Origin of the sequence: Janthinobacterium sp. LS2A (assembly GCF_036543145.1) — a bacterium.
Taxonomy (GTDB): Bacteria; Pseudomonadota; Gammaproteobacteria; order Burkholderiales; family Burkholderiaceae_D; genus Janthinobacterium; species Janthinobacterium aestuarii.
This window is the reverse complement of the sequence record NZ_JAZHPB010000005.1, coordinates 415,209-436,552: the sequence shown is the minus strand read 5'-3', so window position 1 is coordinate 436,552 and position 21,344 is coordinate 415,209. Positions and strand designations below refer to the sequence as shown.

Genomic DNA, 21,344 nt, shown 5'->3' with positions numbered 1-21,344 from the left:
CATGTCATTGCCGTGCCGGGACAGCAATGATTCCATTAGAATCAGGCATCGTCTTCACCACACTGCTTACGGAATGGAATGCCTGGAATGATGACTGTCCTGACCCTTGAACATTTTGCCGCGCGCATCAACGAGACGTTTATTGCGGCCAGTGACGGCAATGCCGCCTTTGTCCTGAAGGAAGTGCAGCCGCTGCCGTCAGCGACCCTGGAGGGCTTGATGCGCAAGCCGTTCAGTCTGCTGTTTCACCATAGCTCCCCCATCCTGTTCAGCCAGAAAATCTTCCAGATGCAGCATGAGGCGTTTGGCGAGGTGGGTATCTTTTTGGTGCCGGTGGCGCGTGACAGCCACGGCTTTCTGTACCAGGCAGTATTCAACTGAGGCCGGTACGCGAGAAGGGCAGGGCGGCACCGCGCTGGCGCCGCCTGCCTGGATGAATCCAACTTAGTCGAATGACGGGAATTCGCCTTGCAGCGCGATGCAGAAATTCAACGCCAGCATCGGCTGGCGGTTTTCGTGCGCCTGGCCGCCACCGGCACTACCGATCGCGGTCGGGGACAGCGATACATTGGGTGGCGTTGCCGGCACGAACGCGGACGTGCCGCCAAGCGCAATCAAGCCATCGCCCGGAAGCGGTGTGTTGTGCTGCAGGGCGGCGGTGGGCTGGCGGTACACATTGAGTTGGTGGGCGTGGTTCGGCATTTCCGTGGTGTTCAACGTGACGCTGTTGGTGCCGAAGGTCTCGCCCATCACGCGCGGTGTCAGGCCCGGCCCCTGGCCCTGGCTGCACGGCGCGCGTCCCGTGAAGTTGGGCAACTGGAAGGTGGTGGTGCCATTGCCGCCATACTGCGTGCCGATCAAGGAAAACAGGGCTGAATATTGCTGTATCTGCAGGGTGGCGCCATTGCAGCTGGCCCATCCGTAGGGTGTGAAATTGAAGCCGAAGACTTGTATTTCGCCAAGGTATGGTGAGGTCACGGTAGGTTCTCCTGATCGATTTTAGGGGCTGCGCTTGCGTGCCGGCTGTTATTGCGGCGATGGGAAAATGCCTGCCCATGCGATGCAAAAGGACGCTGTCAGGGTTGGCATGGTGTTCTCGTGCGGCAGGTTGCCGCCTGTCGCGCCCGTGGAGGCCGGTGCCAGTGCATAGGCGGTCAGGCCGGTCAGATCGCTCGTGTACATCTTGTCGTTATTCGACGGGGCAGTCAGCAGCAGGTTGGCCGCCGGCACGTTCGACGTCGCCAGGGTGCTGTTCACACTGAACGGGTGCGTATGCAAAGGAAGCTGGGTCGGCAGCAGGGTCACCGATTCGCTGCCGCTTCGTTGCCCGAGGGGACGGTTGCTCAGGCCGGGGCCGGTACCCATGTGCAGGGGAACCTGGCCGCGCAGGTCGGGCACGGCAAAGGTGTTGACCCCGTCGCCGCCGTAGGTGGTGCCCAGCAGGACGAACAGGACTTCATTCTCGGCGATCGATTTCAGGCTGCCGTCGCAGGCGAACCAGCCGCTGGGAATGCGGGAAAAGGCAAACAGGCGAATTTCGCCGACATAGGGTGTGGTCATGACTATGCTCCGTAAGAGGTGGCGGATTCGTTAGTTGCGCGACGGGAAGATACCGCTCAAAGCGATATTGAAGTTGATGACCGAGAACGGCTGCATGTTGGGATGCGCCTGGTTGCCGCCGGCCAACGCCAAGGTCTGGCTGGACAGGGTCACTTGCGGTCCCGCCGAACCGTAGATGGATTCCGCGCCACTGCCGCCAAACAGGGTATTGGTGGGGTTTTTCGAGGTGCCCGGCGTCGTCACCGCATTGGCCGCATGCGTGTGCGGCGGAATTTGGGTCGGTAGCAAGGTGACAGCCTCCTGCCCCGCCCGCGTACCGGTCTGGTATGGCGATGGTTGCCACGCGCCATCGACCGAAGCACCCGCGCCAACCGGGGTACAGCCTTGCAAGTTAGGCAAGGCAAAGGTGTTACTGCCGTTCCCCCCGTAAGCGGTACCCAGCAGTGCAAACAGCGCCTGATTCTGCGCAATGGGCAGCAATTGCCCGTTACATGCTGCAAAGCCACGCGGCGCAAAATTGAAGCCGCCCATCATGATTTGTCCTAGATACACATCAGCCATCATCGTTCTCCCACGGTTGGAATGCAGCTCAATGGCAAACGAATAATATTTTCCATTTGCAATCAATGTTGCGTTTTAAAAAACCCTTTTTGTTATAGTTACTTTATTGAAATCTCGGAGTAGCATACGTTGTCATATGGCAAGCGTCAACATATGTTGGCACTGTAGAAGAGCCCGGAATGGGCAGCGCTGACGGCCTGAAATCACCTTCATTTTTGTCTGAAAAACTCTGTATTGGAGAAACTATGTCGCGTATTTGCAACGACATCATCGGCCGTCCGGCACTTTCTTTTCTGCTCGCCTTGTTTGCTGGAAATCGGAAACGAATGTCGGATCGCGGCGCCAGCGGGACGTTGTTAGCTTGCCGTCTCGGGCAGTGGTTCGCTGCGCTGTGCCTGCTGATGCTTGCGTTCGTCGCCAATCCTGCGCAGGCCGTGCCGAGCGTGAAATGTACGGCCAGCCAGAGTTTTTCAGTCGCCTCGGGCGGCTCGCATATCATCGACCTGTCGTCCTGCAGCGGATTCGGCCTGATTGACAATAACGCGACGCCCTTGCACGGCACGATTACAGGCCTCGTCAATAACAGCGATGGCATCGCCACCTATATCAACAATGGCGACGGGGCGCTGTCCGACAGTTTTATCCTGCTCGACGAGGATAGCAAGGAGGTGACTTTCACCGTGACAGTCGCGCCCGCGGCGGCCGCCTTTACGGTGTTGCCGGGCAGTTTGACCGCGCCCGTGATCGGCACACCTTACAGCCAGACAATGTCGTCGAGTGGCGGCATCGCTCCATACACCTATGTGCTCGATTCCGGCACCTTGCCACCCGGTATCAGCGTATCGCCGAGCGGCGTGATTTCCGGCACCGTGACGGCTACCGGCGCCTATGTGTTCGGCGTCAAGGTTACCGACTCGACCCCGGGCACGCCGCAGGTGGTCATCAAGAACTATTCCGTGTCGATCGCCGTACCGATCTTGTCCATCACCCCCACCACCCTGACGGCGGGAGGCTTGGCGACGCCCTATAGCCAGCAGATGTCGACCGCGAATGGCACCGCGCCCTATACCTATGTGGTGGAGTCGGGTGCCTTGCCCACGGGCCTGAACATGTCGAGCAGCGGCCTGCTTTCGGGCACGCCCACCGCCCTGGGTACCTATAACTTTGTGATCAAATCCACCGATGTCACGGGCGGCAATGGACCGTACAACACGTCCAGAAGCTATTCCCTTGTGATCAATGCCCAGCCGCCGCCGACCATCACAGGCGTGACGCCTGCGTCCGGCCCCAGCACTGGCGGCACGGCCGTCACCATTACCGGTACCGGCTTTACGGGCGTCACGGCGCTGAAGTTTGGCGCCAACAATGGCGTCGCCATTACCGTCGTCAACGCCACGACCATGACCGCCACGTCGCCAGCCGGCAGCGCCGGCACCGTGAACGTCACCGTCACCGCCAGCGGCGGCACCAGCGCCACCGGCGCCGCCAACCAGTTCACGTATATTCCTGCGCCGACGGTCACCAGCATTTCACCCACGGCAGGTCCTACCGCCGGCGGCACCAGCGTCACCATCACGGGCACGGGCTTTACGGGCGCCACGGCCGTGACCTTCGGCGCCACGGCAGCGACCGGCTTTACGGTCAACAGCGCCACGCAGATCACGGCGACGGCACCGAGTGGCAGCGGCACGGTCGACGTACGCGTGACCACGACGGGCGGCACCAGCGCCACCAGCGCGGCGGACCAGTTTACCTATGTGGCGGCGCCGACGGTGACGAGCATTTCGCCCACGGCCGGCCCGGCCACTGGCGGCGGCACGGTCACCATCACCGGTACGGGCTTTAGCGGCACGACGGCGGTGACCTTCGGCGCCACGTCGGCGACGGGCTTTACCGTCAACAGCGCCACGCAGATCACGGCGACGGCGCCAGCGGGCACGGGTACCGTGGATGTACGCGTGACCACGGCGGGCGGCACCAGCGCCACCAGCGCCGCCGATCAATTTACCTATGTGGCCGCACCAGTGGTGAGCAGCATTTCGCCCACCGCCGGCACAACTGCCGGCGGCACCACGGTCATCATTACAGGCACGGGCTTTAGCGGCACGACGGCCGTGACCTTCGGCGCCACGGCAGCGACCGGCTACACGGTCAACAGCGCCACGCAGATCACGGCGACGGCGCCGGCGGGCAGCGCCGGCACGGTCAACGTGCGCGTCACTTCGGCCGGCGGCACCAGCGCCACCGGCGCCGGGAATCAGTACACCTATGCGGCGGTGCCGGCGGTGACGAGCATTTCGCCCGCTGCCGGTCCGGTTACCGGCGGCACGAGCGTCACCATCACGGGCTCGGGCTTTACGGGCGCCACGGCCGTGACCTTTGGCGCCACGGCGGCGACTGGCTACACGGTCAACAGCGCCACGCAGATCACGGCCACGGCGCCAGCCGGCAGCGCCGGCACGGTCGACGTGCGCGTCACGACGACGGGTGGCACCAGCGCGACCAGCGCGGCGGACCAGTTCACGTACGTGGCGGCACCGGTGGTCAGCGGCATTTCGCCGACGGCGGGGCCCACGACGGGCGGCACCACGGTCATCATCACCGGCACGGGTTTTGCCAGTACGACGGCGGTGACCTTTGGCGCCACGGCGGCCACGGGCTTTACCGTCAACAGCGCCTCGCAGATCACGGCAACGGCGCCGGCCGGCACGGGTACCGTGGATGTGCGCATCACCACGGTTGGAGGCACCAGTGCCACCAGCGCGGCGGACCAGTTCACGTATGTGGGTGCACCGGTGGTGAGCGGTATTTCACCCACCTCGGGTCCTACCACCGGCGGCACCACGGTTATCATCACCGGCACGGGGTTTAGCGGCACGACGGCTGTGACCTTCGGTGCCACGGCAGCCACCGGCTTTACAGTCAACAGCGCCACGCAGATCACGGCGACGGCGCCTGCCGGTAGTGCAGGCACGGTCGACGTGCGCGTGACCACGGCGGGCGGCACGAGCAATACCAGTGCAAATGATCAATTTACCTATGCGGCGGTGCCGGCAGTGACGAGCATTTCGCCGACTGCCGGTCCGGCCACCGGCGGTACCACGGTCACCATCACGGGCACGGGTTTTAGCGGGACGACGGCGGTGACCTTCGGCGCCATGGCGGCGACCGGCTTCACGGTCAACAGTGCCACGCAGATCACGGCCACGACGCCCAGCGGCACCGGCACGGTGGATGTGCGCGTCACCACGACGGGTGGCACCAGCGCCACCAGCGCGGCGGATCAGTTTACGTACGTAGCGGCACCGGCGATCAGCAGCATTTCTCCGACGGCAGGTCCCACGACGGGCGGCACCACGGTCACCATCAGCGGTTCGAATTTCAGCGGCACGACGGCGGTGACGTTTGGCGCCACCGCGGCGACCGGCTTTACGGTCAACAGCGCCACGCAGATCACTGCGACGGCGCCTGCCGGCACGGGTACGGTCGATGTACGCATCACCACGGTTGGCGGCACTAGCGCCACCAGCGCGGCGGACCAGTTCACGTATGTGGGGGCACCGGTGGTAAGCGGCTTGTCGCCCGCGGCCGGTCCAACGGCAGGCGGCACCAGCGTCATGATCACCGGCACGGGTTTTACCGGCGCGACGGCAGTGACGTTTGGCGCCACGGCGGCGAGCAGCTTCACGGTCAACAGCGCCACGCAGATCACGGCCACGGCGCCAAGCGGCTCCGGCACGGTCGATGTGCGTGTCACCACGACCGGTGGCACCAGCGCCACCGGTGCGGCGGACCAGTTCACGTACGTGCTGGCACCGGCGGTCGCCAGTATTTCTCCTGTCAACGGACCGGCCACGGGCGGCACCAGCGTCACCATTAACGGCTCCGGCTTTACCGGTGCCACGGCGGTCACCTTTGGCGGCACGGCGGCCACTAGTTTTACTGTGAACAGCGCTACGCAGATCACGGCGACGGCGCCAAGTGGCTCTGGCACGGTCGATGTGCGCGTCACGGCCATTGGCGGTATCAGCGCCACCAACGCCGCCGATCAATTTACGTATGTCGCTGCACCGGTGGTGAGCGCTTTGTCGCCCACGGCCGGTCCTACGACGGGTAGCACCAGCGTCACCATTACCGGCACCGGCTTTGCCGGCGCCACGGCGGTGACTTTCGGCGCCACGGCGGCGACCGGCTTCACCGTCAACAGCGCCACACAGATCACGGCAACGGCACCGGCCGGTTCCGGCACGGTCGATGTGCGCATCACGACGGTTGGCGGCACCAGTGCTGCCGTTGCTGCGGATCAGTTCACGTATGTGGGCGCCCCGGTGGTGAGCGGTCTGTCGCCCGCAGCTGGTCCAACGGCGGGCGGCACCAGCGTCACGATCACCGGCACGGGTTTTACCGGCGCGACGGCAGTGACGTTTGGCGCCACGGCGGCGAGCAGCTTCACGGTCAACAGCGCCACGCAGATCACGGCCACGGCGCCAAGCGGCTCCGGCACGGTCGATGTGCGTGTCACCACGACCGGTGGCACCAGCGCCACCGGTGCGGCGGACCAGTTCACCTATGTGACGTTACCGGCAGTTGCCGGTGTTGCGCCCGCTTTCGGTCCCATTGCCGGCGGCACCAGCGTGATCGTCACCGGCACGGGATTTGGCGGTGCCACGGCGGTGCGATTCGGTGGCGCCAATGCCACCAGCTTCACGGTCAACAGTGCTACGCAGATCACGGCCACCAGTCCATCGGGCAGCCTGGGCGTGGTAGACGTGAAAGTCACCACGGTTGGTGGTACCAGTGCCAGCAACGCTGCGGATCAATTTACGTATATTCCGACCGGCGTCATCACGTTTGCAACACCGACTGCGGCATCGGTCCCATTGGGAAATAGCTTGACCAACGTGGCGACTTCCAGCCTCGCGGGCGGCAGTTATGGCGCCATCAGCTATACCAGCTCAAATGCTGGCGTGGCCACCGTCAGCAGCTCTGGCGTCATCACGACCGTGGCCGCAGGGACCAGCAACATCACCGCGACGCAGGCCGCAGTGGCTGGCGTGAATACCCAGGCAGCGCAAAGCTATATCTTGACGGTGACGGCCGCGATGGGCATCTCGCCAGCCAGCTTGCCGGGCGCTACTGTTGGTACGGCTTACAGCCAGCAACTGACGGCCAATGGCGGTATCGGGCCATACGCGTTTGCGGTCACCGGTACCGTTCCAGCCGGCATGACGCTGAGTACCAGCGGTGCACTGAGCGGTACGCCAACAGCAGCCGGCAGTTTTGCGCTGAGCGTTACAGTGACGGATACACGTCAGTTCACGGTAACGAAAAACTATGTCTTGCCTGTGGCGTCGGCAACACTGGCCCTGACCCCGGCCAGCCTGCCCAACCCGACGGCGGAAGCGGCCTACAGCACGACCCTGACGGCGACGGGCGGCACGGCACCCTACAGCTTCGCCGTGATTGGTTCGCTGCCAGCGGGCCTGAGCCTGAACGCATCCACCGGCGTGCTGTCCGGCACGACGAATGTGGCGGGTAGTTTCCCGTTCAGCATCAAGGTCACGGACAGCAGCACGGGCGTGGGGGCGCCGTTCAGCACGACCAACAGCTACACCCTGGCCGTCGCGGCACCCACCTTGAGCCTGACGCCGGCCAGTTTGGCGGCGATCCGTGCCGGCGACGCGTACAGCCAGCCATTCACGGCTGGCGGCGGCGTGGCGCCGTATGCGTATGCCGTGAGCGGCGGCGCCTTGCCGACGGGCCTGGCGCTCGATGCGGCGACCGGTGTGTTGAGCGGTACGCCGACGGTGGCGGGCAGCTACAACTTCACCTTGCAAGCGAAGGACACGCACCAGTTCACGGTGCAGCAAGCCTTGACCCTGCTGGTGAACCAGGCGCCGCCGCCGGTGGCCAATGAAACGGCGACGACGTCGGCCAACCAGGAAGTGAGTTTGACCATCGCTTCCACGGATGGCAGCCCGATCACGGCAGTGACCATCGTCACGCCGCCGCAGCATGGCACCGTCACGGTGGTGTCGAGCGGCGCGGCGGGGGGCGGCAATCGCGCCTTCAAGGTGATGTATGTGCCGAATGCCAACTACTTCGGTCCGGACGCCTTCAGCTACACGGCGACGGGCCCGGGCGGCACCTCCGCCCCCGCGACAATCAGCGTGACGGTGGCGCCGCGGCCCGTGCCCGTACCGGTGGCGAAGACGGCCACGGTCCTGGCCGGCACGCCGGTGACCCTGCCGGTGACGGACGGCGCCACGGGCGGGCCGTTCACGGCCGTGGCCATCACGACGCAACCTGCCAGCGGCACGGCGGTGGTCAATGGCATGGACATCGTCTACACGCCAGGCATCAATACCAGCGGCGAGATCCGCATCGGCTATACCTTGTCGAACGCCTTCGGCACCTCGGCGCCGGTGACCTCGACGATTACCGTCAATCCGATGCCGCAAGTGCTCAGCCAGAGCGTCACGGTGGTGGCCGGCTTGACGGTCACTGTGGACCTGACGGCGGGCGCCACGGGTGGCCCGTTCACGGCGGCGAATATCCTGAGCGTGGCGCCGGCGGAAGCGGGCAAGGTGGTGGTGCGCGATATCGGCACGGCCGGCAAGCCGTCGTACCAGCTGAGCTTTGCGGCCTCGGGCAAGTTCGCCGGCGCGGCCGTCGTCAGCTACACCCTGAGCAATGCGTATGCCACCTCGAAGCCGGGTGTCGTCAACGTGACGGTGACGGCGCGGCGCGATCCGTCGGTCGATCCGGAAGTGATCGGCCTGCAGGCGGCGCAAGCGGATGCGGCGCGGCGTTTCGCCAGCGCACAGCTGTCGAACTTCACGCAGCGCCTGGAAAGCCTGCATGGCGATGGCTGGGGACGTTCCAGCTTTGGCCTGAGCCTGACGCCGCCGAACGACAGCGGCAACCCGACGGCGGCGCTGGCGCGCTGGCAGGCGGACGAAGCGGACCGCGTGTTCGGCACGGCCGTCAAACCGTTCATGCGCAAGGCGGCCTTGCGCCAGCCAGGCGCCGGTTTCAGCAGCGATGAACGGCAGCAGGTCGATGTCAGCGGCGCCACGAACGGCTTGCCGGACATGCCGCAAAAGCCCGACACGCAGAAGCAGGCGCTGGCTCTGTGGCTCGGTGGCGCAGTGGACTTTGGCCAGCACTATGTGAACGGCCGCGATACGGGCTTCCGTTTCCGCACCAACGGCGTGAGCGTGGGGGGCGATTACCGCCTCAGCGACCTGGCCACCCTGGGCGTGGGCGCCGGCTTCAGCCATGACCGCAGCGACGTGGGCCAGAATGGCAGCCGCAGCACGGCCGACAGCGCGGTGGCGGCCGTGTATGGCAGCCTGCGTCCGAGCAAGGGCGTCTTCCTTGACGGCGTGCTCGGCTACGGCACCTTGCAATACGACGCGTCGCGCTACCTCGCCGATGGCAGCGGTTTCGCCACCGGCGAACGCGACGGCAAGCAAGTGTTCGGCGCGCTGGTGGGCGGTATCGAGATGCGCCAGGACACCTGGATGTGGTCGCCATACGGCCGCGTGGAACTGATGTCGGCCAAGCTCGATCCGTACACGGAAAAGGCGGCGGGCATCAACGCTCTGAGCTACTTCAAGCAGACCGTGCGTTCGCGCATCGGCGCGCTCGGTGTGCGGGCCGAGGGCATCTATGTGGGCGGCCTGGGCACGTGGTTCCCGCGCGCACGGCTCGAGTACCGGCACCAGTTCCAGGGCGCCGATGATGCGCGCCTGGCATATGCCGACCTGGTGGCCGAAGGCCCCGTGTACGTGATCCGCACGGTGCCGCAGCAGACGGGCAACTGGGCGGCGGGGCTGGGCGTCAAACTACTGCTGTCGAACGGCATGACCATCACCCTCGACTACAACAGCAATCTGAATATCGATAGCGGACGTACCCAGTCGGTGATGTTCGGTATCGCGATGCCGCTCAAGTAATCATCCAGTCAGACTAGTCCTGATCGCCGGCCCGGAGTCCATCCGGTCCGGCGATTTTTTTGTCTGCGCGCCCTCACAGCGTCCACGGATGTTCTTCCGCGCCGGCGACGATGCCGCCCAGCACGGCCTGGTCGCGTTCCGCATGGCTCTGGCGCAGGAAGACTGGCAGGTCGGCCGCCAGGCGCGCGAAATGGGCATCGCGGCACAGGGGACCGGCACCCAGCGCGCGCGTGGCCAGGTGCAGCACCAGGGTGGCCGCGTCTTCCACGGCCAGGCGCAGGCGCAGCGCCAGGGCCATGGCGTCGCGTTGCGGATGCGCGTCGATCTCGGCAGCGCCTTCGCGCAGCAGGGCGCCGGCCGCGCGCAGGGCGCAGTCGATCTGGCCCAGTTGGGCCAGGCGCACGGGATCGGGGGCGGCGTGCTGCGCGCGCGCATGCAGGTGGCTGGCGATGGCGCAGGCGGCGCCATACCACGCGGCCGCGATGCCGGCGCTGCCATGCCAGTAGCCGGGCCGCTCAAGATAGGCGCCTGGCGCGCCGACGGGAAAGACGCGCGCAGCGGAAAAGGTCACGTCGACGCTGGCGCAGGCGCGCATGCCGATGGCTTGCCAGCCTTCGTCCGTGACGCGCACGCCGGGCTGCGACAGGTCTACGGTGGCCAGGCAAGCCTGGTGAGCGTCGTTCCAGCAGCTGATCAAGGCATGGCTGAGGCCATGTGCGCCGGCACACCAGGCCTTGCGCCCGTCGAGCACATGGCGGCCATCGGCCATCTGCCGCAAGCGCACGCGCGCGTCCGGCATGTCCGCGCTCCAGACGCCCCAGCTGCTGCCGGCCGGCGCGCCGGGGCCGCCGAGTTCCGCTAGGATGGCCAGCGCATCCGTATGGCCTTCGTACAGCTTGAGCAGGGACAGGTCGATGGCGGCGATGGCGGCCAGCATTTGCCAGCGCCGCAGGGTGGCGCCGTGGCCGGGCAGCGGCAGCTGGTCCAGGCCCGCGTCGCGCAGGCGCCGCAAGCCGTCGATGGGGGTGAAGGCGCTGTCCTGCGGCGGCAAGAGGGTGGCCAGCGCGGCGTCGGACGGCAGGGAGAAAGCGTTGGTCGACATGGCAAGCTCCTTTTTTAACAGGATAGCTTTCTGCTTTTGCAATGTCTGTTCGATTCTACACCTACCCTCGCTGACGGGCTCGAGGCCATGAAGCAGCAGGGCCGTGGGCCCCGCAGCCAGTCACGCGCTTATTTTTTCACGTACAGCATGTCGGGCTCATAACTGCTGCCGTTATGCGATAAGGTGTAGAGCTTGTTGTCGCGCAAGAGGATGCCGCCTTTAATGGTTTGCGCCGGGCGCATGCCTTCGTCGAGCAGGCAGGTGGAGCCGCCTTCATATTCGATGCACCATTGCTGTTTGCCATCTTTCTTCACGTATTGCACGCCAGGTCCCGTGACGTTGAAGGTATAGGCGGGCATGGACAGGTTCAGCTTGTCGATGCGCACATTGCTGGCGGCTCCATTCTCCGTCAGCTTGACGAGAACATCGGCCACGCCATCCGGTGTCGCGCTCATCTTTGCGGTCATGGTTTCCGTGCCCAGCAAGGTGCCGCTGCAGCCGGTCTTGAGATAGGTTTCGATGGTGGAGGTCAGTTCCATCGCGCCGCTGCCATCGGCCTTGGCTGCGACCACCATGGTCTGGCGTTCATGTTCGTCGCACGGCGCTTGCCAGGTACCGACGTAGGGTGCCAGGGTCGAGCCTGCATTGGAATTGCCTGGATCACTGCTGCCGCCACCGCCGCAGCCAGCCAGCAGTGCCGTGCTTGATGTCAGGAATATTGCCACGAATTTTTTCATGCTCCATCCTTTTATTCCGGCAAGCATGCGTGCCGTAGACGCGGCAACAGTATAAAAGGATGGATCAGGGGCAATTCTCACCGAATGTATTCGTGACTTGATATAGATCAAGGGCACTCGCAGCCGCCTGGCAAGACAGGCTTAAAACTCTTCCCAATCATCGCCGGCCGGCGCCTTGGCCTGCGCTCTTTCCGCGGGCGCCGGCTTGGCAACGCTCAGGCGCTTGGCTGGCAGCGGCGCTGATTTTTTCACCGCCGGCATTGCCTGCGGCGTCGTTTGCTGCTGTGCACCCAGCTTGAACACGCTGACCACCTCGGCCAGATGGCTGGCCTGGTCTTGCAGGCTTTCGGCGGCGGCTGCCGCTTCCTCGACCAGGGCCGCGTTCTGCTGCGTCACGCCATCCATTTGCGCCAGCGCCTGGTTGACCTGGGCGATGCCGTCGCTTTGCTCGGTGGTGGCGACGCTGATGTCGGCCATGATGGCGGTGACCTTGCGCACGCTGTCGACCACCTGTTCCATGGTGGCGCCGGCTTCGTCGACGAGCTTGCTGCCGGCCGCCACCTTGCCGACGGAGTCGTCGATCAGCAGCTTGATTTCCTTGGCGGCCGCCGCCGAGCGTTGCGCCAGGTTGCGCACTTCCGTGGCGACGACGGCGAAACCGCGGCCCTGTTCGCCCGCGCGCGCCGCTTCCACGGCCGCGTTCAAGGCCAGGATGTTCGTCTGGAAAGCGATTCCGTCGATGACGGAAATGATATCGACGATCTTGTTCGACGAGTCGTTAATCGAGGTCATCGTTTCAATCACCTTGCCGACCACTTCGCCGCTCTTTTGCGCCACGCTGGAGGCGGATGCGGCCAGTTGATTCGCCTGGCGCGCATGGTCGGCGTTTTCCTTGACCGTGCCCGTCAGCTCTTCCACCGAAGCGGCCGTTTCTTCCAGTGAACTGGCTTGCTGTTCCGTGCGGGCCGACAGGTCGTTATTGCCTTGCGCAATTTCCGCGCTGGCACGCGCCACGTTGTCGGCACTGGCCTGCACTTGCAGCAGCACGGCGTGGATCTTTTCCACGAAGGCGTTGAAACCCTTGCCGATCACGGCCAGCTCGTCCGTGCCCTTGACTTCCAGCTTGACGCGCAGGTCGGCGTCGCCGCTCGACAGGTCCGTCATGGTGCGACCCAGGGTGCGCAGGGGACGCGTCAACTGGTTGACGACCAGAATCAGAATGCCGGCCGTGGCCGCCGCGCACAGCAGGGCGACGATCAGGGTGTAGATCATCAGGTCGCGCGCAGAGGCCGTGGCCACGCTTTTCGGGAAATTCAGCTCCACGCTCCAGGGCGCGATATCGGGGTGGATCTGCAGCGGCTGCAGCAAATGGATGTAACCGTTGTCGTCCTCGTATTCATACGCCTGGCCCTGGCGCACTTTTTCCAGGCCGGCGGCAGGCACGTCGTCGGCCTTCTTGCCCAGCCGCTCGGGCACGGGGTGGCTCGCGTACAGGCCGCCGTTCGAGATCAGGGCCAGCTTGCCGCCCTCGATCACTTTCAGGTCGGCGAGGATTTTCGCCAGGCGCGTAAGCATGAAGTCGGCGCTGGCCACGCCCTTGAAGCTGCCGTCGATCATGATGGGCGCCACCAGCGAAGCCATCAGTACATTCTTGCCATCGACGGGGTAGATGTACGGTTCCGTAAAGTAGGTCTTGCCGGTGCGCTTGGGCACGTCATACCAGTCGTTGGCGCCCGGTTTCGGGTCGAAGACGATGGGTTCGACTTGCAGCTTGCCGCCGGCGCCCCGTGTCCAGTAGGGCATGAAGCGGCCGCTGGCGTCGTAGTTCGGCTTCTGGTTGGCGAACTCCGCATCCTTGCCGTCGAGCGCGTTCGGCTCCCACGTCACGGCCGAGCCCAGCAAGTCTTCCGAACTGGTCAATGTTGCCTTGGTCAGTTCATTGATCTGTTCGCGCTGCAGGGGCAGGCTGGCGCTTTTGGTGCCGCGCATGGCGCCGGCCAGGCTGGACACGCTGGACAGGTTGCTGGCGATGCGCGCCTGCAATGCACCCGCCACTTCGCGCGCCGACGTGCGCGCCAGGTCCAGCGCGGCCGCTTCGGCGCTGGCGCTGCTCTTGTAGCCGATCACGGCCGCCGTGACGCCGAGGCTGAGGATGGCGAGCGCGGTGGCGGCGACGCAGATTTTACTGTTCAGTGAGAGTTGCATGATGCTGTTCCTTGATGGGGAGGGGTATTGGTGTCATGGGCGTCGCGGGTGGCGCGCCTAGAACGTCTTGCTGATGGCCACGACCAAGGTGGTCGCGGCGGGATTCGACGTGTCGAACTGGCCGGCCGCATTCGGGATGCCCAAGGTGTAATGGTCGTAGGCATCGGTGGCGCCCCAGGCGCGCGTGACGGCGGCGCTGGCGCTCCAGCCGCCGTCGAAGGTCCGGGTGACACCGATCTTGGCGTCGCGCCAGTTCCACATGGCGTTGCCCGTGCCCGCCACCCGGCCATTGCCGGCGTGCAGGTTCAAGGTCCAGGCATTGCCCAGGTCGACATTCGCGCCCACGTCCAGGTAACCCGTGCCGCGCGCATTGGTGATGCCGAAGAAGTCCGGCGTGACCGTGCGGTTGTACTTGGCGTACAGCATCTTGTAGCTGAGGCCCAGCGACAGTTCGCCATAGTCGTACTTCACGCCCGTGGCGCGGTAGACGGCGCCCGGATATTTGTAATAGTAGGCCAGCACGCTGTAGCCGAGTTCACCGACCGTGCCGCTGTAGCCGCCGTACACGTCCCATTCGATGCTCGCATCCTCGATATAGCGGTCGCTGACGGTGGACGCCCACGTGCCCAGCGACCAGCCGCTCGGGTGCGCGTAGTCGGCCCCCGCCTGCAGCGCCGGCTTGCCCCAGGTCTGGCGAAAGCCGCGCGAAATGTATTGCGACGTGAGACTGGCATTGGCGGTAAAGGTGGCGGCCGGGATGTCCGTGGTTTGCGCCTGCACGGGCAGGGTGGCCAGCAGGAACAGACAGCCGAGCAAGGGTGTGGCAGGAAAATGGTGGTGCGATGGCATGGCAGTCAGCTCCGTATTTGCTGGCAGCGGCCGTTCAGGCGCGTTGCCCTGATGGTTGCAATAAAAATGCGGAATGGACTTTTTGGGAGGCAAGGCGATGCCGCCTGCATGCTCGCATGAACACGCACACATTCTCACCAAACGTAACTGAAAGGATAGGGGCTGGGGCTAGTGGAAGTCAACAAAGTTGCGTAGAGGAAAGCGTAAGTTGTTGTTTCCTGGCACTTTTTCATGCACCTGTCATCTTGCTGGTGCGCCCCGGCTGGCTGCCTGTTGCAAGCCGGCCAGCAAGCCGGGCAGGGCGGCATGCAGGGTTGGCAAGTCATCTGCCTGCATTTCCACCTGCATTTCCACCTGGCCCGATGGCTGGCCCCAAACGACCTGGGCGCTGAGCCGGGCGCCGGCATCGAGGCCCGTGACGCCGACCAGCAGGGCGACTTCTTCCGGGGCATCGTCGGGCACGTCTGCGAGCAGGCAGGAAATGCCGAAGTGATAATCCTGGAAGGCGCTGGCCGTGCCGCTGGAAAAGGCGAAGACAGAGGCGAGCGCCCGTGGCGCGGCGGCCGCTAGTGGCGATAGGGCGGCGCGAAACAGGGGCAGCAAGTCGTTTTCCAGCTGGAGCACCAGCGGATGGGTGTGGGCGAGGACGGTCATGGCAGGAGGGATCAGTTGGCGGCGCGCGATGGTAGCAGTTTTTGCGTCCGCTGTGCGCAGGTACTGGTCCTACCAGTGGCCTCAATCGTCATCGCTGGTGACGCGCGTGCGCACGAAATCGATGTGGCTTTGCATGGCCGTACGCGCTTCCTCGGGCTGGCTGGCGCAGATTGCTACGCACAGGGTGCGGTGCTGCGACAGCAGGTGCAGCGAGGTGGCCTCGTCCTGCTGGCGCAAGCCCGTGCCATTGATGGTGATGTGTTCGCGCAGCATGCCGATGATGCTGGTGTGCAAGTGTAAAAACATGGTGTTGTGCGACGCCTGCGCGATGACTTCATGCAGCCGCGCGTCGGCCTGCGCCTCGCCGTGCTTGTCGTCGCTGGCGCGCGCCTGTTCCAGCTCGGCCAGCAGCGCCATGATCTGCGCGCGCTCGTCCCCGCTGGCCCGCTGCGCAGCAAAGTAGGCGGTCGCCCCTTCCAGCACGCGGCGAAATTCCAGGATGTCGTCGCGCAGGGCGGGGTGGTCGGCCACCAGCTGGCTCCACGGCGAAGCCATGCCGGTGCGCAATTGATCGGTCACGAACACGCCGGCACCGCGCCGGCTGCGCACGAGGCCCCGCGCCGCCAGCCGCTGCACCGCTTCGCGCACGGTGTTGCGCGAGACTGCATATTGCTGCGCCAGCAGGCGTTCTGCCGGCAGCTGCGCCCCCGCTGGCAAGCTGCCGTCCAGCAGGGCCGTTTCCAGCCTGCGCATCACCATCTCGACCCTGCCCCGCGTTTGCATGCCTGTCGCCATCGATGTCTTCCGGTGTTGTTTTAAAGTGGTCCGAGCAATTTGAAGTGGCTTGCGGAAGCTGGAATTATGCGTGAACCGGTCATTCTTAACAACACACAGCGGCGCCGCAGCAACACACAGAGCGCCGGGGAGACAACGCATGCAGCCAGACCCGCGCCAGCCACGCCACTATCCATCGCCACCGCCGCAGGTGTACCTGTTCGCCACCTGCCTGGTCGACCTGTTCGTGCCGCAGGCGGGCCTTGATGCCGTACGCCTGCTGGAGCGGGAAGGCTTGCTCGTGCATTATCCGCGCGGCCAGAGCTGCTGCGGCCAGCCCGCTTACAGTAGCGGCAATCCGGAACAGGCGCGCGCCGTGGCCCGCGCCCAACTCGATCTGTTCGCGCAGCCGTGGCCCGTGATCGTGCCGTCCGGTTCCTGCGCCGGCATGATGCGCCACCATTGGCCGCAGCTGTTCCAGGACGACCCCGTCGCCGGCCCCAAGGCGATAGAACTGGCCGAACGCGTGTATGAACTGAGCGAATTTCTCGTCTGCGTGCTGCAGCTCGACCTGGCCGGCATGGGCGCCGCCGCGCAGGCCGATGAAAACGTGGTGCTGCATACCTCGTGCGGCGCGCGCCGCGAAATGGGTACGCGCACCCACGGCATGGCCCTGGTCGACGCCTTGCCCGGCGTGACGCGCATCGAACACCAGCGCGAATCGGAATGCTGCGGCTTTGGCGGCACGTTTTCATTGAAGCACCCCGATATTTCCGGCGCCATGGTCAGCGACAAGATCGCCTCGGCCTGCGCCACAGGCTGCGACCGGCTCGTCTCGGCCGACTGCGGCTGCCTGCTCAATATCGGCCACGCCGCGCAGCACCAGGGCGCGCCGCTACCCGTCGAGCATATGGCCAGCTTTTTGTGGCGCCGCACGGGAGGCGCGGCATGAGCGCGATCCTGACCGCCCGCGAACGCATGCTGGGACGCCTGCGCGCCGCTGCGCCCGCCGCACCGGAAGCGGTGGATGCCATCGATACGGCGATCGACCAGCACTACCTGGCGCGCCGCGCCGCGGCGCCGCTGCCGGCACGGGACAGGATCGCCGCCATGCAGGCCGCCTTGCGCGCTTCGCACGCGCAAGTCGACTGTGTGAGCGTGGACACCTGGCCCGCCCTGCTGGCGCAGCGCCTCGGTGACCACGGCGTGCGCCGTTTGCTGCTCGATACCGGCAGCGCCGAAGGGCGGGCCTTGCGCGCCGCCTTGCCACCTGCGGTGGAGACGCTGTCATTCACGCGTCCGCTGGCGCAGTGGAAAAGTGAACTGTTCGACACCGTCGATGCGGGTTTCACCATCGCCCGTTCCGGCATCGCCGCCACGGGCACCCTGGTCATCGCACCCGATGCGGCCACGCCGCGCACGGTGTCGCTGGCGCCGCCGCTGCATGTCTGCCTCGTGTATGCGAGCACCTTGCACGTGGACTTGCACGCGGCGGCGCGCGCCGAGCGCTGGGCGGACGGCATGCCGGCCAACCTGGTGCTGGTGTCCGGTCCCTCGAAAACCTCGGATATCCAGCAGACGCTGGCCTATGGCGCGCACGGCCCGCGCTGGCTGTGGGTGCTGATCATCGATGATTTGTCCGCCCATGAAGGAGGCCAGCCATGAACGCCAAGCCCCTGCAATTCGTCAAGCCGGCCGACTTCCATGCGCGCGCCCGCGCCGCGCTGGACGACCCGAAACTGCGCCAGAGCTTTCGCGGCGCCATGGATTTTTTACAGGACAAGCGCAAGACGCAATTCCCCGACGGCGACGAACTGGAACGCCTGCGCGACATCGGCGAAGCCGTGCGCCAGCACGCGCTGGCGCGCCTGCCCGATTTGCTGGTGCAGCTGGAAGACAAGCTGACGGCGGCCGGCGTGCAGGTGCACTGGGCCGAAGATGGCGAGCAGGCCAATGCCATCATCCACGCCATCGCCGAAAGGAACCGGGCGACGCGCTTCATCAAGGGCAAGTCGATGGCCAGCGAGGAAATCGAGCTCAATCACTACCTGGAAGCGCGCGGCATGACGTGCCTGGAATCGGACATGGGCGAGTACATCGTGCAGCTGGCCGGCGAAAAGCCGTCGCATATCGTCATGCCGGCCATTCACAAGACGAAGGCCGACATCGCCGGCCTGTTCGCCGAGCATATCCCCGACGCGCCCTACACGGAAGATGTCGACAGCCTGATCCAGACGGGGCGGCGCGCCCTGCGCCAGGCCTTCGTCGACGCCGATATCGGCCTGTCGGGCGTGAACTTCGCGGCGGCCGACACGGGCACCTTGTGGCTGGTGGAAAACGAGGGCAATGGCCGCTTGACGACGTCTGTGCCGGACGTGCACATCGCCATCATGGGCATGGAAAAAGTGGTGGCCAAGCTCGAACATATCGTGCCACTGACCAGCCTCCTGACGCGCTCGGCCACGGGCCAGGCCATCACCACGTATTTCAACCTGATTTCCGGCCCGCGCCGCGCCGGTGAAAAAGATGGGCCGCGCGAAGTGCACCTGGTCTTGCTCGACAACGGCCGCAGCCAGGCCTACGCCGACGAGCAGCTGCGCGCCACCTTGCAATGCATACGCTGCGGCGCCTGCATGAACCACTGTCCCGTCTACACGCGCATCGGCGGCCACGCCTACGGCACCACGTATCCGGGGCCGATCGGCAAGATCATCTCGCCGCATTTGCTGGGACTAGCTGCGACGGCGGATCTGGCCACCGCATCGAGCCTGTGCGGCGCCTGCGGCGAAGTATGTCCCGTACGCATTCCGATTCCACAGCTGCTGGTGCGCCTGCGCACGGAAGCCAACCGCAATCCGAACGAGGAAGTCAGCCATCCGCTGCGTGGGCAGGGCGCCAAGTTCAGCCGCGGCGAAAGCCTGATCTGGCGCTTCTGGAGCGGCGCCTTCGCGCGCCCCGCCAGCTACCGGCTGTTCCGCTGGGCCGCCACGCGGCTGCGCATGCTGACGCCGCGCGCGCAGCTGGGCTGGACGCAGCACCGCAAGCCATTGACGCCGGCGCCGCGCAGCCTGGCCGACCTGCTCAATGCACGGGGGCAGGAAGAATAGCCCGTTCCCGGAGCACCGCAAAAAACACGCTACACACAATTACATCAAAAGCCGTTTTTTCACTTAACCCGCATCCACCGGAGGAGACCCGACATGCAAACCTGGACCCAACTTTATACACCGCTCGGCAGCTTGTGGCTGTCGTCGCTGGCGGCAGCCATCCCCATCATTTTCTTCTTCATCGCCCTGGCGGCGCTGCGCATCAAGGGACATGTGGCGGCCGCCGTCACCCTGGCGCTGGCGCTGGCCGTCGCCATCTTCGCGTATGGCATGCCCGTGCCGCAGGCGCTGGCGGCGGCCGGCTACGGTTTTGCGTACGGCTTGTGGCCGATCGCCTGGATCATCGTCACGGCCGTCTTCCTGTACAAGATCGTCGTGAAAACAGGGCAGATCGACATCATCCGCGCGTCCGTGCTGTCCGTCACGGACGACCAGCGCCTGCAGGTGCTGTTGATCGGCTTTGCCTTCGGCGCTTTTCTGGAAGGGGCGGCCGGCTTCGGCGCGCCCGTGGCGATTACCTCGGCCTTACTGGTTGGCCTGGGCTTCAATCCGCTGTATGCGGCGGGCCTGTGCCTGATCGCCAACACGGCGCCCGTGGCCTTCGGCGCCATGGGCATCCCCATCATCGTGGCGGGGCAGGTGACGGGCATCGACCCGTTCCTGATCGGCGCCATGGCGGGCCGCCAGTTGCCGCTGCTGTCGCTGCTGGTGCCGTTCTGGCTGGTCTTCATGATGGATGGATTCCGCGGCGTGCGCGAAGTGTGGCCAGCCGCGCTGGTGACGGGTTTGAGCTTTGCCGTCACCCAGTATTTCACGTCGAACCATATCGGCCCTGAACTGCCGGACATCACCTCGGCCCTCGTCAGCCTGGTGTCGCTGACCCTGTTCCTGAAAGTGTGGCAGCCGAAGAATGCGAAAGTGGCGCATGCCGTCGGCGGCGGCACGGCAGCGCTGTCCGGCTTTGGCGGTGCGGGCGGTGCTGCGGCCGTGCGCGGCGGTGGCAACCGCGCCGCCTCGCCCTACACGATGGCGCAGACCATGCACGCCTGGGCGCCGTTCGGCCTGTTGACGGCCATCGTTACCGTGTGGAGCCTGCCCAGCTTCAAGGCACTGTTTGCCGCCGGCGGCGCCTTGTCCAGCCTGGTCATCAAGATCCACGTGCCTTACCTCGACAAGCTGGTGATGAAGACGATGCCCATCGTGGCAGAGCCGAAGGCGTATGACGCCGTGTTCAAGCTCGATCTGCTGTCGGCCGTGGGTACGGCGATCTTGCTGACGGCCGTGCTGTCGATGCTGATGCTGCGCATGAAGCCGCGCGATGGTCTGAAGGCGTTCGTGGAAACGATCGTGGAGTTGCGCCGTCCCGTGCTTTCGATCGGGCTCGTGCTGGCCTTTGCCTTTGTCGCCAATTACTCGGGCATGTCGTCCACCCTGGCCCTGCTGCTGGCCGGCAGCGGCGCCGCCTTCCCGTTCTTCTCGCCGTTCCTGGGCTGGCTGGGCGTCTTCCTGACGGGGTCCGACACCTCGTCGAACGCCTTGTTCTGCTCCCTGCAAAACACGACGGCGCACCAGATCGGCGTGTCCGACACCTTGATGGTGGCGGCCAATACGACGGGCGGCGTGACGGCGAAGATGATCTCGCCCCAGTCGATCGCCGTCGCCTGCGCGGCGACTGGCCTGGTGGGCAAGGAATCGGACCTGTTCCGCTTCACCTTGAAGCACAGCCTGTTGTTTGCCGTCATCATCGGCATCATCACCATGCTGCAGGCGTACGTGTTCACGGGCATGATTCCGCATTGAGCGGTCCGTAGAAGTACGTAGTAAAACTAGATGA

General features: G+C 65.2%; 15 protein-coding genes and 1 pseudogene. 6 read left to right on the top strand and 10 right to left on the bottom strand.

Annotation, left to right across the window (positions count from 1 at the left end; genetic code table 11):
• Positions 1–87: 87 nt before the first annotated feature.
• Entirely contained in the window at positions 88–381 is a 294-nt protein-coding gene (locus tag V3C40_RS17355) for a DUF6916 family protein (RefSeq protein WP_235194233.1), read from the top strand.
• 63 nt (positions 382–444) lie between these two features.
• On the opposite strand, the gene V3C40_RS17350 is transcribed toward V3C40_RS17355, so the two are convergent.
• The 4 genes and pseudogenes from V3C40_RS17350 to V3C40_RS17335 all read right to left on the bottom strand — a co-directional run.
• Positions 445–978: a phage tail protein gene (locus V3C40_RS17350; protein WP_331778075.1), complete on the bottom strand. Its 534-nt coding sequence runs from the start codon at positions 976–978 to the stop codon at positions 445–447.
• 48 nt (positions 979–1,026) lie between these two features.
• A complete protein-coding gene (locus V3C40_RS17345) occupies positions 1,027–1,560 on the bottom strand; it encodes a phage tail protein (protein WP_331778074.1) in 534 nt (177 codons plus the stop codon).
• Positions 1,561–1,590: 30 nt separating this feature from the next.
• A complete protein-coding gene (locus V3C40_RS17340; protein WP_331778102.1) occupies positions 1,591–1,848 on the bottom strand; it encodes a phage tail protein in 258 nt (85 codons plus the stop codon).
• Between the two features lie 99 nt (positions 1,849–1,947).
• A pseudogene (locus tag V3C40_RS17335) lies at positions 1,948–2,091 on the bottom strand (phage tail protein); the annotation flags it as partial.
• A gap of 356 nt (positions 2,092–2,447) precedes the next feature.
• Between V3C40_RS17335 and V3C40_RS17330 the strand changes: the two are divergent.
• Positions 2,448–10,082, top strand: coding sequence for an IPT/TIG domain-containing protein (locus tag V3C40_RS17330; protein WP_331778073.1), 7,635 nt, complete (start codon positions 2,448–2,450; stop codon positions 10,080–10,082).
• A gap of 73 nt (positions 10,083–10,155) precedes the next feature.
• Here the strand turns inward: V3C40_RS17330 and V3C40_RS17325 are convergent, their stop codons facing one another.
• The 6 genes from V3C40_RS17325 to V3C40_RS17300 form a co-directional block, all read right to left on the bottom strand.
• Complete coding sequence (locus V3C40_RS17325; RefSeq protein WP_331778072.1) at positions 10,156–11,184, bottom strand: acyl-CoA dehydrogenase; 1,029 nt, start codon at positions 11,182–11,184, stop codon at positions 10,156–10,158.
• A 128-nt stretch (positions 11,185–11,312) separates the two neighbouring features.
• On the bottom strand, positions 11,313–11,921 hold the full coding sequence (locus V3C40_RS17320; RefSeq protein WP_331778071.1) for a hypothetical protein: 609 nt from the start codon (positions 11,919–11,921) through the stop codon (positions 11,313–11,315).
• A 141-nt stretch (positions 11,922–12,062) separates the two neighbouring features.
• On the bottom strand, positions 12,063–14,126 hold the full coding sequence (locus V3C40_RS17315; RefSeq protein WP_331778070.1) for a methyl-accepting chemotaxis protein: 2,064 nt from the start codon (positions 14,124–14,126) through the stop codon (positions 12,063–12,065).
• A gap of 57 nt (positions 14,127–14,183) precedes the next feature.
• The gene (locus tag V3C40_RS17310; RefSeq protein ID WP_331778069.1) at positions 14,184–14,975 is read right to left on the bottom strand and encodes a TorF family putative porin; all 792 of its coding nucleotides are present in this window, start codon (positions 14,973–14,975) and stop codon (positions 14,184–14,186) included.
• Positions 14,976–15,215: 240 nt separating this feature from the next.
• Complete coding sequence (locus V3C40_RS17305) at positions 15,216–15,629, bottom strand: hypothetical protein (protein WP_331778068.1); 414 nt, start codon at positions 15,627–15,629, stop codon at positions 15,216–15,218.
• Between the two features lie 81 nt (positions 15,630–15,710).
• Complete coding sequence (locus V3C40_RS17300; protein WP_331778067.1) at positions 15,711–16,424, bottom strand: FadR/GntR family transcriptional regulator; 714 nt, start codon at positions 16,422–16,424, stop codon at positions 15,711–15,713.
• A gap of 139 nt (positions 16,425–16,563) precedes the next feature.
• Between V3C40_RS17300 and V3C40_RS17295 the strand changes: the two genes are divergently transcribed.
• The 4 genes from V3C40_RS17295 (at position 16,564) to V3C40_RS17280 (ending at position 21,310) form a co-directional block, all read left to right on the top strand.
• Positions 16,564–17,355, top strand: a complete 792-nt coding sequence (locus V3C40_RS17295; protein ID WP_034752112.1) for a (Fe-S)-binding protein — start codon at positions 16,564–16,566, stop codon at positions 17,353–17,355.
• A complete protein-coding gene (locus tag V3C40_RS17290; RefSeq protein WP_331778066.1) occupies positions 17,352–18,068 on the top strand; it encodes a LutC/YkgG family protein in 717 nt (238 codons plus the stop codon). The genes V3C40_RS17295 and V3C40_RS17290 overlap by 4 nt, the downstream gene beginning before the upstream one ends.
• Positions 18,065–19,510, top strand: coding sequence for a LutB/LldF family L-lactate oxidation iron-sulfur protein (locus V3C40_RS17285; protein WP_331778065.1), 1,446 nt, complete (start codon positions 18,065–18,067; stop codon positions 19,508–19,510). Before V3C40_RS17290 ends, V3C40_RS17285 begins: the two co-directional genes overlap by 4 nt.
• A gap of 93 nt (positions 19,511–19,603) precedes the next feature.
• Positions 19,604–21,310: a lactate permease LctP family transporter gene (locus tag V3C40_RS17280; protein WP_219327463.1), complete on the top strand. Its 1,707-nt coding sequence runs from the start codon at positions 19,604–19,606 to the stop codon at positions 21,308–21,310.
• The last annotated feature ends 34 nt before the right edge of the window (positions 21,311–21,344 follow it).